This window comes from Bacteriovorax sp. As-1, from assembly GCF_058446905.1.
Map to the genome: position 1 here is coordinate 3530920 of NZ_CP184341.1, position 14726 is coordinate 3545645.

The window sequence follows — 14726 nt, forward strand, 5'->3', positions numbered from 1 at the left end:
CACAAATTCGGAGTTAAAAATGAATAATGAGAATGTTGAAGTCGTCGACTTTGATAAGCTTGACGTATACTTGATTAAAGGCAATTTTGCTTACAATCCTCATCACCTACAGAAAATTCATCAAAAGAGTTTTCAATGTTGGAATGATGTCTGGAGTGACTATTACACTTCAGAGCACCCTAGCGGTCATCGCCTGAACTCTGATGAGTTTACAAGACAAGATGAGGTGCTCGCTCTTTTTTACAAAGGAGAATGTTTCGGGATTACATTTTTTAAAGAAGTCCACTGGGGTGACTTAAGTGCCCCGCTTGATTCTTATTTTGAACTCTGGCCCCAGGAGGCCATCGACAAACTCACTTCCAGAGGAAAGAAAATTTTGATCTGCAGCCAGTTTACCGTTGCTAAAAACTTTCGTGGAAAAACCACCGACATCCAATGGAAATATGTGCTCTTTGGCTTTATTATGAAGCGCCTTTTAGAAAGCAATGTGGATGGCATGACCGGGACAATGAGAGTTAAAAGAGGAATGGGACGAGTCTCTTTTGAAGCTGGGGCCGTGCCCTTGATGACCGATGTAATTTATAAAGACCATGAATCCGAATCGGTAGACCTCGTTGCTTTTTTTCACAAAGAAGTTGGTGAGAAGTATGCAACAAACCCCTACAGCGATAAATTCAACGCCTGTTGGGAGCGCTTAAACGGACGACTGTACTCTCAATTAAAAATTGCAGCATGATTTGATTCAATGGCCGGAAGAGCTACTGTAATTTTTGTCCCCGGGTGCTCTGAGGTGACAGAAGAAGCGGTAACTTTTCCGCCAAAGATCTCGGTGTAACTCTTAACCAATGGCATTCCCAGGCCCGACCCACGCTCGCCAGAGGTCCCCGGAAGGGTCAGCGTAATATCGTGGTCAAAAAGAGTTGAAAGCATCTTTTCGCTCATTCCAATTCCATAATCCTGAACATTAAAATAAACCTTTCCCTGATGTTCATGGGCGGTAATGATAACTTCAGAACCTGGATTCGAAAACTTAAGAGCATTAGAAACAATATTAGAAACTACCGAGTGAATAAAAGTCACACGGTCAACGTTGATCTGAATATGAGGCGGAACTTTATTAATGATATCCAGTCTAATATTTTTCTTGGCATAACGATCGGCAAAAAGATCTCTCACTTCATCAAGGCATTCCTGAATATCTACCGGTGAGAGTTTAATCTTCTTTGACTGAGATCTCTCCATATCTTTTACGTGCTGAGTGATATCAGAAATCGAATCAATATTTTTCATCATACGCGCGGCCACATGGGCAACTTCTGGAGAGCTAGAAATAATAAGCCTATTGTTTTGGAAAATCAGTGCCTGAAGAGCATTTGAAATATCGTGAACAACCACTCGTAAAAGTTTTTCTTTTTGCATTTTGGAAGCAAGTAACTCATCTGTTCGCTCCCTTACCAGCTGTTCAAGCCTTTGTGTTTTTTCACGGTTAATTTCCTGAATAGTGAAAACCGGAAGAATAATTGAGGCCGTAATATAAGTTAAAAACCCCGTACCAAAACCAATCAACTCAGTTCCTGGGGTCATGCGGTTAACAGCGTAATTTAAACAGCAAAACACTCCCGAAGTAAAAACCACTCCGGCCATAAACTTCTGAGTGAAGTTGGCCTCATTCTTTTTAGTGACAAAGGTTGCATAGATGGCCTCAACAAAAGGAAAAGAGGCCACTATCGCAATCGGCATCGCCAGCGTTGTAAATGGTAAATTAAGAGAGTTATTAAAAATCGCCAGAATCACCACTGCGCTTGAAGCGATAATATAGCGGGAAGGCTTAAGCTTCATATTATATGAGTGAAGTAAAAAATTAGAGATAATATAAATTGGTGCGATGTTGATAATGAAAACTAAACTCAGCGCTAGTTTCCCCTGTTGAACGGCCCCTTCAATGATGTAAACCAGAAGAACCAAAAGCCAGTAGACCGCCAGCTGACGAAATAATTTTTCCTTCATCTTCAATTGAAGAAAAAAATAGGTGGCGAGATTAATTAATACAAACGCCGCAAAAAATCCGAACAGAATAGCTATCTCTTTAGGCATGCTTAACATATACCTCAACTTTGCATTAAAGAATAGTCCATTGACCAGTTGAGCCAAAAGAATAGTATTAAGAGCTTGGGAGTTTTTTTTAGCAATTTCAAGACTTTAGATTTGACCCTTTATCAGGGCCTAAATTTTCGTAATACAAATTGAATATTTGAAGCCCACTCTCCACATAAGGCCGCTTACTTGAAGACCAAAGTCCAGAATGATCTGGAGGTTTTTGCGGTAGATATTTGCATGAGTGGAAAAAGACTTATACCAAAAGAGCTTAATCCAAGCATTTAATGAGTCTAATTTTTATCGAGAATATAAAGCGGGCGGTGTTTTTTACCATCTAAAAGCATCAATCTCTCTTTGATTGAATAAAATCTTTTAAAATCATCACTCAAAATATAAGCACTCATGAGCGCCTCATCAGTATGAGGTGACAATAACAGACGCTCTGCTTTTAACGTATCTTTTTTAAGAGAGGCAGAAAGAATATTCTTTATCGTCATTCCTCCGACTCCAGCAATAAGAAATGTCCCATTAATCTCTTCTTCTATCGACTCTCCAGAAAGAGTGTGCAAACTATAAGGAAATTCCTCATCAAATTCAGGTGATTGTTTAATCAGTTGATCCAGCCTGTGCATGATGTGCGGCACTTGATCGACAAAATGCACGTGAGAAAAACGCTTGGTATAAAGAGCACCGATTCCCACATAGCCGTGATCACAACAAACATCCCAGAAAGGTTGATGATCTAGGCCTTTCTCAATAAAAGTTTGCATTCTTAATGTTAATTTTGGACGGCCTAGTTTCAAATGAATTACCAGTTGAGTTCAATAAATGTGCTTTGAGCACTTTTGACCGGCACAATCACTGTGCGGTCTTTAAATCCAGGAGCACTAATAATCATCTCCACTCTTCCAACTGTCGATGTGGTCTTTTTAGAATCTATGTAGCCCGTATGATAAAGACGGAAATCCCCTTCATCGCTCCAGCGGCTGACTTTATTGTAAAGCTCAATATCTTTTCCAATCTTAAGTCCAGTCGAAAGCCCTTTAAAAGCAATCGACATTTTTTTGCGATCGATACTCTTTCCTTTTAAATTAATCTTTAAATCAATTGCAAAACTTGTCAGGTCGCGGACAAAGGCCGGCCCTCGCTGCAATTTAAAAAGATGCTCTACTAGCATTGGGTATGTCGGATGATCACAGTCTCTGTAGCTGATATTGGCGCAACGATCTGGGACCTTTGCAATCCCCGGATATTTCGAGTTTTGAGGAAAAGGCGAAGCATGAAATGCATTCACTACAATATTGTTTTCCGCTTCTACCATATGAGTTTCATTAAACTCGTTGGCCGAGACATAATCATTGTAAAATTCCGGGTCTTTGTAATAAATGAAATCTAACTTTGAAGAAGGAATCGGCACGGCCGTATCATCTTCGTAACGGTTTTTTCCCGTTACAAAAGGGGCCAGTAAATTAAGTCGTTCTGTCACTCCCGCAAAAACCAAAAAACGACCTTGAGTCGTAATCTCTCTGACCACTTCCTGATTTTTAGGGTCGATTAGAGTCTCACGCATTTGAGCGGTAAAATCAGAAGCAAGCTCCATATCTTTTAATTCTTCAACTCCAAATTTCTCCGAGAGTGGGATGCGCAGGTAAGAGAGAATCGGCATCATACGATTAGCAAAAATAGCAATCTTTGCTCCCCAATAAGGAGTCCCCATAGTTACAAATGCATCCAAGTGATATTTTAATTCCGGGTGATAATGACTCTCTCCCATAAAAGATTTAAGAAGAAAGTTAAGCCCGATTAATCCTCCCTGCGAGTGCATCACCAGAGAAAATTTATCCTCAGGATTCAGGCCTCCGGCATTTTTAAAAGACTCTGCAATATAATCGCTCAGCTCCCTAGAAAAGATGGCCACATCTTTAGTGGTACTTCCAGTCTGATAAGCAAAGTTGATAAATTGCCAATCCGTGTGTGGGTCAAATCCCTGCGATTCACTTTTTAAAGTTTCAGTCATCTTTCCAAAAGTCGAAGGACTTGCACCAATTCCATGGACTAAAAACACAAAGTGCTTTGGTGTCTGGGACCAGGCATATGAAGAAAGGAAAAATGAAAGACAGATGGTTGTAAGGATTTTTGATAGCACGACGGCCTCCCTTAGGAGCCTTAACGGCACTTCAACAATAATGTTAAATCAAAGAGTTTTAGTCGGTTATACAAGTATTAATCTGCATAAAATGTTGGCATAAATGATCTCTCTTTACGGTGGCAAACTTTGCAATATTATTAGACTAAGAATAAGCAAAATAGAATTTTTCTCTTAATCCCAATGGCCATTTTATAATGGAGTACCTATGGAAATACTTAATCGATACGCTCAGTACAGTATCCTTTTGGTTGATGACGATGAGGAGATCTGTGATTTAATCAAGGCCTATATAGGACGAATGGAATCCATAAAAAATATGATAGTTGTTCACGATGGTCAAAGTGCAGTGACCAAACTTAGAAACCAAAAATTTGATCTGATTCTTCTGGATATGTTTATGCCCAGAAAAACAGGTTACGACCTGTTGACCGAGTTTGAGGCCGATAAACTCAACATCAATAGCGTTGATAAAGTGATCGCGATGTCCGGTTCAATGGATAAAGACATCTTCACTATTGCCACTCATCATGGCGTAAGAAACTTTTTGATTAAGCCTTTTGACGAAGACATCTTTTTACAGAAAATTTCCAAGATCTTGCCTGTTAAAGCATCCTAGTCTTTGTTAGAATAAATCCATGCATGACTCTAATCAGAAGATAGAACGTATCCTCGCACGCACCTTTATGGTGCTCATCTCTGCTGTCTTATGTCTGACGAGTGCAGAAATCATCTATCGGACTTTTGTGCGTGAGAAGGTTTTAAAAGACGCCTGGATGCTAACCGACGACAACCATGTCCCTCGTCCCTATGTCATGGCCACAGGCCGACCTGGGTCTCCTATCTACGATGATGTTCATAATGAACTTGGATACCGCGGGCATTTGCCAGCGCTGCCAAAACCCTCTGATGAATTCAGGGTGATCGTTCTTGGAGGATCGACAGTTCATTTCAATAAAGTCGATATCCCCAGATACATTGAAGAGGCCGCTCATAAAGAATCTATCGGTAAAAGTCTTAAGGCCTACAATTTTGGAATTGCTTCATCAGTCAGCCAACAGGACTTAGTCAGGCTCGTCACTGATGTGATCGAGTATGATCCAGATCTCGTCATTCATTATGGCGGAGGCAATGATGTCTTTGCTGTCGTTGACCCAAGAGTGAATTACCCTCACCGCTTTTCTCTTTATGAGAAAAAAGTGTGGGAAGGACAAAGCGTAAGAGAGTACCCTTTTTTCCATAACATTCTTCTTGGCAGTCAGATTTACCGCGACCTTTTTACTGAAGACATAAAAAAAAGAGATTTCGCAGATAGTGGCTTTGCCAGTCCTCCTGCCAATCAAACCGAAGAGCTTCGCCTCTGGGCCTATACCCAAAATATGGAGATCATGAATCACATCTCCCAATCCTTCGGAATAAACTTTCTAAGCGTCGTGCAACCGATGGTTTACTTTAAAAAGAATGCTGGGAGTGAGTTAGAAAAAAGCTTTCTTCAAAATTCAGAACAAGTTAATGCTCAAGAGGAAAGACGTAAAAATATTCTTTTTACTTTCTCCCACAAAAAATTTCCCTACGTCGATTGCACTGGAATTTACGATGAATCCAAAGAAGAAGTTTTCCGGGACTACATTCATTTAGTAGACGGGAAGGACTCACTTCCCGGTCAGTGCATCTGGAAGGCCATCAAGGAGAAAAACCTGATGGCAAAAGTCCATAAAGAGAGACCTTTGAACTTACTGCCTTCTCACCTCTTTTTCACTGGTAATCAGGGCCAATAACCTTTTAGAAGTGTCTAAAGTTTTGACGGCCTTGTAGGAATTCCCCTGAGAGGTGTTCTCCAAACAAAAAATGTCATTAAATAGATCCTATAAACTATAAAAAAGGATTACCTATGAAGGCAACTCTCCTGGCATTTATGATGTCTTTAACTCTAAATTCAGCTTATGCCGCTGGTGATGACATTAACGTCCTTGTTTGTGGTGGTATTCCGGCCCGGATAGAATTTATCGTAAAAAATGAAAGCGCACTTCTTCGTTTTTATAATACTGAAACAGGCAAGCTCGTTGTTACAAGGCTCACAGAAGATGTTATTGAGTCAGGACACCTGACTGGTCAGTTTCGTGATGAGGTTTTTGAGTTCGCAGCAATGGAATATGGAGCGACGGCAAGTTTGATGTACAAAATTTCTACTGGAAATAAAAAAGCAAAAAAGATTAACAATACCTACATCCTTCTCGCCACAGATCTTGGTACTTATCTGTTAATGAGTGATAAAGATGGTCTTTCAACTCTTGGAAGTAAACAAGAGTGTAAAAGAGAACCAAGCGACCCAAGATACATTAGAAAAGAGCTAAGTTAATCTAGCCCAAAACTTGCACATTATCTTCATGAGGTTTATATCAAGGAGATAATAATGAAAAATAATCTACAAACCAGAAATTTTGCCCTGATTGCAGGAATGGTGATGATGGTGATGGGGCTAATTGCCTTTGTCCCTACATTAAATATAACAGAGGGTCTTCCTCTGATAAAAGTCAACACCAGCTACGGAATGTTCCTTGATGTATTCCCGCTTAATATTTTCAATAAAGTTGCCCTGATTCTCTTTGGGGTTGCCGGTATTGCCTGTTATTTCTCAAAAAGTAGCAGCACTCACTACTCGATTATTTATGCCAAAGTTGTTTTCTGGGTTATGGGTGCTCTCGCCATCCTGGGGATAATCCCCATGACTAATACCCTTTTTGGTTACTGGCCATTATTTGGCTTTGAAATCTTTGCCCATGGAATCTTTGCCATCGCCGGTGGTTATTACGGTTATGTCATTCACCGCGAAGACAGCTACCAACATCACCCACACAAAATCCATAGGGTATAAATCAATAACTTACCGGGCATTTTCTCTGCCCGGTAAAAAAAATTAATATTATCTTAATTTCAAAATCTCTACTTATGCCGAAAAGAATTGCATATGACTGAAATAAAAGATGAAAAGACAAGACTTAAGAGTCTCCATGAACTAGAAATCCTGGATACTGAAAAAGAAGAGTGTTACGACGATATCACTTTTCTTGCGGCATCAATTTGTAATGCTCCTATTTCCCTTATTAGTTTCGTCGATAATGACCGTCAGTGGTTCAAATCCAAGATCGGTCTTGAAGTGAACCAAACCCCCAGAGAGGTGGCCTTTTGCGATCATGCTATAAGGCAAGATAATCTTTTTCTTGTCGAAAACCCTCTACTTGATGAGAGGTTCAAAAATAATCCTTTAGTTACAGGTGGAATAAAAATCCGCTTCTATGCTGGTGTTCCATTAAAAGCAAAAAACGGCTGTAACTTAGGCACTCTTTGTATTATCGACACTCAACCAAAAAAGTTAAGTGATGATCAAAAGCAGGCCCTTTTAAGACTTGCCCGCCAATCAGAGCATCTCCTTAGCTTAAGGCTTGAAAGTAAACTTCTGCATAAGACTCAAGAGGAATTAAAAACTTCAGAAGAATGGGCCCACATATTTTTTAACGACTCCACCGACATGATGGGAATCGTACGAGTTGATCAAGAGAGAAGATGGCCTCTAGAAGCTGTCAATCCGGCCTTTTGCCAAAAGGTCAATATCGACGCTCAACAGATCATTGGAAGGCCGGTTGAAAAAATTATCTCGACTTCACTTATTCCGGTGACTTTTGAAAATTTTCTTAGAGTTATCGCTCAAAAAAGAAGCGTAAAATTTGAATCAACATCTCATTTAAATGGCGTGGAAGCTCATTATGAATCAGTTATTTCTCCCAAACTAAATAGCGATGGCGAAGTTTCTCACTTTTTAATCATGGCCCGTGATATTACAGAAAGAAAACGTAATGAAGCACTTATCTTCCAGCAAAACCTGACCATTGCTAAGAGTTCAAAATTCTCTGAACTCGGAGAGCTTGCCGGTAACATGGCCCATGAGATTAACAATCCGTTAACTGTCATTATGTCTCGATCGAGTAAATTAAAAAACCAAATCTTAGCAAATGAGTATAACCAACCTGCTTTTTTAAAGAGCATCACTCAGATCAATGAGACTGCCGAGAGAATTGCAAAAATCATCAAGGGTTTAAAAAATATTTCCCGCAATGCGGACTTAGACCCTATGAACCAGATTAGTCTGGCCAGTATTATAGAAGATGCACAATTTCTCTGTGAAGAAAGACTCAGAACTTCAGATATTAAGTTCAGTATCGAATGCCCTGAAAATTTATCACTTGAACTTGAGGCCCGAGGTCCTCAGCTAACTCAGGTTCTCATTAATCTTATCAATAATTCTGTTCATGCTATTTCATCGCTGGATGAAAAATGGATAAAAATGAATATCTCAGAATCCAAGGATAAGGAATATATCATCATCCGTACCTCAGACAGTGGATTTGGGATTTCATCTGATATTCAAATGAAGATTATGGAACCATTTTTCACAACTAAAGAATTTGGAAAAGGCACAGGGCTTGGGCTCTCTATTTCCCGCGGGATTATAGAAAGCCATCAAGGCAAGTTCTACTACGATCCATCATGTAAGAATACAACATTCACAATTGAGATTCCAAGAAAGCAAAAAAAAGATATTAAGCATTCAGCATAAAAAAAGGCCGGTTGCCCGGCCATTTTATTTTACCAGCTAACTTTTTTTAGCTCATCAACATTAAGACCGTTATCCGGGATGGCCACAAGACATTTTTGTTCAATGAGTTCAATATCTTTTTTAGTCAGTTCATAGGTCTGATTAAAATTTGGACGCGCTCTTTCATCCGGAGCTTTCCTTAAAAGACGTTTCTCACCCAGTAGTGTCTCACTTGAGACAATAGTCGCTGAACCAGATTCTTCAGTATGATACTCATTGACCGATGTCGTGCCAACTTGATGAAAATCACTGTGAGTCAACTTAACTTTCTCTCCTGCTTTAGGCAAAGTCATCTCGCGCATTTTAACCATTTTTACATTGCGATCTGTATCAGTTCTAAAGCGTTCATAAACTTCAACGATTCCACCTTTCTTAATTTGATTAAAATCCTGACAGATTAAGAGTTTTCCACTTGGCAGAATTTCTGAAACCGCATGAAAAGAATAAACATTAAAAGAGAGACCAAGTCCTAGTACTGCAAAAATCATTTTTTTAGACATCATATTTTTCTCCTTGAATCATTAAATAAAAGGTACGAGGTTACACCTCGTACCCCGCTGTTTCCCCCACCGCAGATGACGAGGAGTGCTCGCGGTGAGAAGGTTTAAGTTTTAAAATAAAAGCACCATATAAAGACGGAACAACGACTAAAGTTAGAAGTGTTGAAGAGATGATTCCTCCAATAACGACACTGGCCAGTGGTCTTTGCACTTCTGCTCCAACTCCACTTGAAAGCATCATTGGAAGAAATCCAAAAACGGCAACCATCGCAGTCATTAATACCGGGCGAAGCCTGACCATGGCACCAGTGCGCAGGATTTCAATTCCCACCAGACCTTCTTTTTTAAGCTGATTGAAAAAGTTCACCAGAACAACTCCGTTTAAAACAGCGATCCCTGACAGAGCGATAAAACCGACACCGGCAGAGATACTAAACGGCAATGAATTGGCAATAAGTCCAATCACTCCTCCAACGAGGGCCATAGGCACACAAGAGAAAACAAGAAAAGTTTCTTTCACATTTCCAAAGGCCGCATAAATCATCATGAGCACTAAACCCAGTGCTAATGGAGTCAGAACCAAAAGGCGCGATTTTGCCACTTGTAGGTTTTCAAAGTTTCCACCCCACTTGAAGAAATAACCTTCTGGAAGTTTAATTTTTTCGTCTACTAGAGCACGGGCCTCATGAACAAAACTCTCCGTGTCTCGTCCACGCAGGTTAACTAAAACGGCCGAACGGCGGTTGGAGTCTTCGCGAGTAATGCTCCCATACGTTTCCGCAAACTCCGTCCTTGCCACCTGGTTAAGTGGAACTGTCAGGGATTCAGAAATCCCCACCGGGATTTTTTTAATGACATCCAGGTCACTGCGCTCATCTTCAGCAAGTCTGACGATAATAGGAAATTTTTTATTGTCTTCGTAAATGACACCAACTTCTTTTCCACCTAAGGCAATCTCGATTGAATCAAGAACATCCCCAGTTGAAGCACCAATTGAGGCCAGGACATCATTGCGTGGATGCACGCGAAGAACCGGAGATGTCCCAGCTAAATCCTCTTCTACGTCACCTGCACCACGAACCTGCTCTACGATTTCCTTTGTCTCTTTAGCAAAGGCCATTAATTGTTTCATATCAGGCCCAAAGATTTTTACGGCAACATCGGCCCTCGTCCCTTCAAGAAGCTCGTTAAAGCGCATCTGGATAGGTTGAGAGGCCAGGTAATTTTGACCTGGAAGCTCATCTTGAAGCCTGGCGATGATTCGTTTAACAAGTGTTTCATAAGTCTGTTTTTTATTATCAACTAAAGGCCAGGTCTTAATGTCTTTTAAAATGATATAAGTATCAGAAACATTCACCCCCATAGGGTCTGTGGCCACTTCACTGGTTCCAATACGGGCAAACACATGATCCACTTCCGGGAACTCTTTAATAATCTCTTCGGCCTTCTCTTGAAACTTAATCGACTGGTCAAGGCCGATATTTACAGGTCTAATCATGTGAAAGGCAAATGAGCCCTCACTCAATTGAGGAAGAAACTCTGATCCTCTTGTCATAAATAATCCCACTCCAAGGGCCACGCTGAGAGCGCCAATGGCCATAATCTTTTTTGGATTATAAATAGAGAAATCCAGTACCGGTTGATAGATCTTTTTTAGAAGCTCCATAAACTTTGGTTCTTTTTCTTCCGCATCTCCACTTAGAATGATCGAAGCAAGAGCTGGGGCCATGGTAAAAGAAAAAATAAGGGCACAAAAAACAGCAATGGCAAAAGTTAAGGCCATTGGAAGAAACATTTTTCCTTCAATTCCTGTCAAACCAAACACCGGAATAAAAACCGCTACAACAACTAACTCTCCAAATCCAGCAGCAAGCCTGATTTCAACAGTCGCATCGTAGATGGCCTTCATCGTTTCTTCCCGGGTCAGTTTTCGGCCATACTTCTTTTTGAGTTCATGAATGTAGCGGACGCAGTTATCTAAAACAATAACTGTCCCATCGACGATAATCCCGAAATCCAGGGCCCCTAAACTCATCAAGTTTCCGGAAAGACCCAGAGGCTTCATAATTAAAAAAGTGGCAAGTAAAGTCAGAGGGATCGTCACTGCCGTAATGATAGCGGCCCTAACATTACCTAAAAGAACAAAAAGAACCACAATAACCAGGACGGCCCCAAACATCAGGTTGTGCTCAACCGTTCCCAGAGTGGCGTTAACTAAAACTGAGCGGTCATAAACCGTTGTCAGCTTCACCCCTTTAGGCAGGGCCTTTTTAATTTCTTCGATTTTGTCATCGACTCGCAAAGAAACTGTACGGCTGTTTTCTCCAATGAGCATCATAACCGTTCCTAAAACGGCCTCTTTTCCATTGTAAGTCGCACTTCCTGTTCTGATTTCCTTTCCTAAGCTCACGCGGGCAAAATCTTTAATGCGAATAACTTTTAATGACTCCAGTTTTTTTACCGGAACATTTAAAATCGCCGCTTCATCTTTTAAAAGACCGATCCCCTGGATAAGGAATTGCTCGGCCGTCTGCTCAACACTTCCTCCCCCCACGTTGCGGTTTACTTTTTCCAGGGCCCCAGTGATGTCATCGAAGTGAATATTGTAAGAGGCCATCTTTGCAGTATCGGGGATAATATGAAATTGTTTTTCAAATCCACCGCTGGTATTGATCTCGGCCACACCGGCAACACTTAAGAGTCTAGGCTTAATAGTCCACTCTTGAATGGACTTAAGTTCCATTAACTGCTTAAGCCTTCCTTCTTTAGTTAAATCTGCTTTTTCATAATCAATGACGTATTGATAAATCTCACCAAGCCCTGAAGAGATTGGCCCGATCTCTGGAGTGATATTAGCAGGCAAAGATGCAGTGATCCCCTGAAGCCTTTCAGAAACCAACTGTCTGGCACGGTAGATATCAACCTTGTCCTTAAAAACAATCGTTACCTGTGAAAGACCAAAACGAGTGATTGATCTGATTTGCTCAACATCGGCAATCCCTCTTAAAGAAGCTTCTACGGGTTGAGTGATCGTGCGCTCAATTTCTTCGGGGGCCAGTCCATCAACCGGAGTGTTAACCTGAACCTGGTTATTAGTAATATCGGGAACAGCATCAATAGGAAGTTTTTGAAAAGCAAAAACACCAGCAATAGCGACAATCAAAGTTAAGGCCAAGACGCTATAGCGGTTAAAAACCGAAAAATGAATAATTTTATTTAACATGGTTTATCCTTTAGTGTGAGTGAGAGTCACTGATCCCACCGCTTGCTGCAATTTCAGCAATGCGCAGGAAACCGACTCCTCCAACAACCACTCTATCGCCCGTCTTTAATTCAGCTGAACTGATTTTGAGGGTCTCTTTTTTGGTTTCTATTGTTTTAAAGTCCACGCGTTTATAGAGGCCTTCGCGCAAACGATAAACATTCACTTCACTTAGTCCTTTAAAAATTGCTTCGCGCGGGACTTCGAGCGTTGTGTCCTTTACTTCGAGAGTTTGAATCCCGAATTTTTTTGTGCTCTTTTCATTGAGCTTAAAACCATCAGCGCTGGCCTCTTCATTATGTTCGCCATGTTCGTCGCCGTGATCATCGTGCTCATCTTTATGAGCTGTTTTGTGATCTTCTTTACGATCTTGTTTATGATCTTCTTTATGATTTTCTTTATGCCCATGCCCTTCACCACCCCAAAGGCCTAGTGAAGACAGAAGCAAACTAAAAAAGAGAACTGTTTTCATAGAAACCTCTCAACTTTAAATCGCTCTCAAAAATTTGATTGCGGGCGTGGATTAAAGACTCTAGCGAGTCCACGTAATTGCGGTATGATTCCAGATAAACGAGAGGTGAAATGAGTCCTTGATCAAAACTCTTCTTCATCTTTAAGATCTCACCTTCTTCTTTGTCTTGACCTAATTCTTCAAGCAGATTGAGATTGCGGGCAATGCGCTCTTCTAAGATGCGTTTTTGTGCTGAAAGCTCTTTTTGAGCTATCTTCTTTTCAATCTGGGCCAGCTCTCCGGCAACCTCACCAAAAGACGCCTCTGCATTTCCTCCAAATTGAGGAAAGTCCATGCTTACTGCAATCCCAAAACGAGTCTCTGCACCCCCGTCAGTTTTCTCTCTGGCCAATGTCGGTCCAATTTTAAAATTAGAAAAACGGGACTTTCTATCGTAATCAACCTGGGCCTTTTGGAAATCGACTTTATAAGCAAGCTCACTCTCTTTTAATGATCCGGTCGAATGAGCTTTCGCACGTCTCTGAGTTTCTTTTAGCAAGGCCCGAATCGTTTCATTTTTAAGTTCACAATCTTGTTTGTTCCAGCGGCCAAGAAAAAGAGCATCTGATGAAATCTCATCTTCTAAGATGTTGCGCTTTAGAAGCATCGATTTTTTCATCAGTCGTAAAGAAGTTAAGGCAATCTCTTCATCACGGCTGCGAAGGCTTCGTCTCTCGTAATTTTTAAGTGATGAATCAAGCGCGCTTAGGATGCTATCGATACGCTTAAGAAAATAGGCGTTTTGCGAGCGTCTAAAAAGAGCACTTGCTCCTTCAACTAACCGCTCTCCTTGGGAATTTTTAAACTCAAGTTCTTTTAGCTCACCTTCAGCATCAGTGCTCTTTTTTAGCGCTGAGTATTTGCGGTAATCATCCAGGTTAAAAAGAACTTCGGCCGTCACTTCATTTTTGCTGAAATCGCTCTTGTTGCCTTCAAACCCAAGCCCCACTTCTGGTCTTGGTTTATAGATTGATCGCTCTTTCCAGTTACGGATATAAAGAGCACTTTTCTCTTTAAATTCTCTCTCTTCTGCTGTGTCCTTTAAAGATACGACAAGACCTTCGACATCCGTGATGCCGCAAGAGTTTGCGTAGACTTCAAAGGAAAGCAGTAATGCCAGTAGGCATGCTGTTTTCCACATAGTGAATCCTTTATGTCTTATAAATTAAATGTCTAAACAGGATAAAAAAGAGGACTAGACAGTAGGTGGCTTTTCAAAAGTCAGAGTTATTTTTGGATAAAATGAAGGAATATAAATAAGGGCAATTGGTCTGATAATAAAGTGCGAAGAAAGAGTTTTTACTTCAAGCTTTTGTACAAATAATTTGTGGCATGAAAGTGAGCAAATACAATGATGCTCTCCCTGCTGATCTTTTTGATTTTGAGTATTTTTGACGGGCCCTTCTTTAGAGATAGTCGTCTCTGAATGCTCTTCGCTGCAGTCTATCTCATTAGGGAAACAGAGGCTCATGCTCATTAAAATAAGCGCAAAGGCCAGAAGACATTTTCCCAAAAGTGATTTCATATTTAATAAGTATAACTATAAAGATAGCGGA

General features: G+C 40.7%; 14 protein-coding genes. 6 read left to right on the plus strand and 8 right to left on the minus strand.

Annotated elements, in window-relative coordinates; all coding sequences use genetic code 11:
• Positions 1-19 precede the first annotated feature (19 nt).
• On the plus strand, positions 20-736 hold the full coding sequence (locus tag ACN20O_RS17865; protein WP_491635737.1) for a hypothetical protein: 717 nt from the start codon (positions 20-22) through the stop codon (positions 734-736).
• Here the strand turns inward: ACN20O_RS17865 and ACN20O_RS17870 are convergent.
• The 3 genes from ACN20O_RS17870 to ACN20O_RS17880 form a co-directional block, all read right to left on the minus strand.
• Positions 715-2007 (minus strand): sensor histidine kinase, encoded by a 1293-nt coding sequence (locus tag ACN20O_RS17870; protein WP_491635739.1) that lies wholly within the window; start codon positions 2005-2007, stop codon positions 715-717. The genes ACN20O_RS17865 and ACN20O_RS17870 overlap by 22 nt on opposite strands.
• 380 nt (positions 2008-2387) lie before the next feature.
• Positions 2388-2867 carry an SAM-dependent methyltransferase gene (locus ACN20O_RS17875; RefSeq protein ID WP_491635741.1) on the minus strand — a complete coding sequence of 160 codons (480 nt, stop codon included), beginning with the start codon at positions 2865-2867 and terminating at the stop codon, positions 2388-2390.
• A gap of 38 nt (positions 2868-2905) precedes the next feature.
• Positions 2906-4243, minus strand: coding sequence for an esterase/lipase family protein (locus tag ACN20O_RS17880; RefSeq protein WP_491635743.1), 1338 nt, complete (start codon positions 4241-4243; stop codon positions 2906-2908).
• Between the two features lie 208 nt (positions 4244-4451).
• On the opposite strand from ACN20O_RS17880, the gene ACN20O_RS17885 reads away from it, so the two are divergent.
• From ACN20O_RS17885 to ACN20O_RS17905, 5 genes are all read left to right on the plus strand, one after another.
• Positions 4452-4862, plus strand: a complete 411-nt coding sequence (locus ACN20O_RS17885) for a response regulator (protein ID WP_491635745.1) — start codon at positions 4452-4454, stop codon at positions 4860-4862.
• A gap of 19 nt (positions 4863-4881) precedes the next feature.
• Positions 4882-6021, plus strand: coding sequence for an SGNH/GDSL hydrolase family protein (locus ACN20O_RS17890; protein ID WP_491635747.1), 1140 nt, complete (start codon positions 4882-4884; stop codon positions 6019-6021).
• A 113-nt stretch (positions 6022-6134) separates the two neighbouring features.
• Complete coding sequence (locus ACN20O_RS17895) at positions 6135-6602, plus strand: hypothetical protein (RefSeq protein WP_491635749.1); 468 nt, start codon at positions 6135-6137, stop codon at positions 6600-6602.
• A 54-nt stretch (positions 6603-6656) separates the two neighbouring features.
• Positions 6657-7118: a DUF4383 domain-containing protein gene (locus tag ACN20O_RS17900; RefSeq protein ID WP_491635751.1), complete on the plus strand. Its 462-nt coding sequence runs from the start codon at positions 6657-6659 to the stop codon at positions 7116-7118.
• Positions 7119-7211: 93 nt separating this feature from the next.
• Positions 7212-8858 carry a GAF domain-containing sensor histidine kinase gene (locus ACN20O_RS17905; RefSeq protein ID WP_491635753.1) on the plus strand — a complete coding sequence of 549 codons (1647 nt, stop codon included), beginning with the start codon at positions 7212-7214 and terminating at the stop codon, positions 8856-8858.
• Positions 8859-8887: 29 nt separating this feature from the next.
• Here the strand turns inward: ACN20O_RS17905 and ACN20O_RS17910 are convergent, their stop codons facing one another.
• The 5 genes from ACN20O_RS17910 to ACN20O_RS17930 are packed head-to-tail and all read right to left on the minus strand — an operon-like array spanning position 8888 to position 14695.
• On the minus strand, positions 8888-9400 hold the full coding sequence (locus tag ACN20O_RS17910) for a hypothetical protein (protein WP_491635755.1): 513 nt from the start codon (positions 9398-9400) through the stop codon (positions 8888-8890).
• Positions 9401-9437: 37 nt separating this feature from the next.
• Entirely contained in the window at positions 9438-12620 is a 3183-nt protein-coding gene (locus ACN20O_RS17915; protein WP_491635757.1) for an efflux RND transporter permease subunit, read from the minus strand.
• Positions 12621-12630: 10 nt separating this feature from the next.
• Positions 12631-13131, minus strand: coding sequence for a hypothetical protein (locus ACN20O_RS17920; RefSeq protein WP_491635760.1), 501 nt, complete (start codon positions 13129-13131; stop codon positions 12631-12633).
• Positions 13109-14311 (minus strand): hypothetical protein, encoded by a 1203-nt coding sequence (locus ACN20O_RS17925; RefSeq protein WP_491635762.1) that lies wholly within the window; start codon positions 14309-14311, stop codon positions 13109-13111. Before ACN20O_RS17925 ends, ACN20O_RS17920 begins: the two co-directional genes overlap by 23 nt.
• 54 nt (positions 14312-14365) lie before the next feature.
• Positions 14366-14695 carry a hypothetical protein gene (locus ACN20O_RS17930; RefSeq protein ID WP_491635764.1) on the minus strand — a complete coding sequence of 110 codons (330 nt, stop codon included), beginning with the start codon at positions 14693-14695 and terminating at the stop codon, positions 14366-14368.
• Between the last annotated feature and the right edge of the window lie 31 nt (positions 14696-14726).

Coding starts and splice junctions, on each gene's coding strand:
- ACN20O_RS17865 (WP_491635737.1), top strand. CDS start 20: ATGAATAATGAGAATGTTGAAGTCGTCGACTTTGATAAGCTTGACGTA.
- ACN20O_RS17870 (WP_491635739.1), bottom strand. CDS start 2,007: ATGAAGGAAAAATTATTTCGTCAGCTGGCGGTCTACTGGCTTTTGGTT.
- ACN20O_RS17875 (WP_491635741.1), bottom strand. CDS start 2,867: ATGCAAACTTTTATTGAGAAAGGCCTAGATCATCAACCTTTCTGGGAT.
- ACN20O_RS17885 (WP_491635745.1), top strand. CDS start 4,452: ATGGAAATACTTAATCGATACGCTCAGTACAGTATCCTTTTGGTTGAT.
- ACN20O_RS17890 (WP_491635747.1), top strand. CDS start 4,882: ATGCATGACTCTAATCAGAAGATAGAACGTATCCTCGCACGCACCTTT.
- ACN20O_RS17895 (WP_491635749.1), top strand. CDS start 6,135: ATGAAGGCAACTCTCCTGGCATTTATGATGTCTTTAACTCTAAATTCA.
- ACN20O_RS17900 (WP_491635751.1), top strand. CDS start 6,657: ATGAAAAATAATCTACAAACCAGAAATTTTGCCCTGATTGCAGGAATG.
- ACN20O_RS17905 (WP_491635753.1), top strand. CDS start 7,212: ATGACTGAAATAAAAGATGAAAAGACAAGACTTAAGAGTCTCCATGAA.
- ACN20O_RS17910 (WP_491635755.1), bottom strand. CDS start 9,400: ATGATGTCTAAAAAAATGATTTTTGCAGTACTAGGACTTGGTCTCTCT.
- ACN20O_RS17915 (WP_491635757.1), bottom strand. CDS start 12,620: ATGTTAAATAAAATTATTCATTTTTCGGTTTTTAACCGCTATAGCGTC.
- ACN20O_RS17920 (WP_491635760.1), bottom strand. CDS start 13,131: ATGAAAACAGTTCTCTTTTTTAGTTTGCTTCTGTCTTCACTAGGCCTT.
- ACN20O_RS17925 (WP_491635762.1), bottom strand. CDS start 14,311: ATGTGGAAAACAGCATGCCTACTGGCATTACTGCTTTCCTTTGAAGTC.
- ACN20O_RS17930 (WP_491635764.1), bottom strand. CDS start 14,695: ATGAAATCACTTTTGGGAAAATGTCTTCTGGCCTTTGCGCTTATTTTA.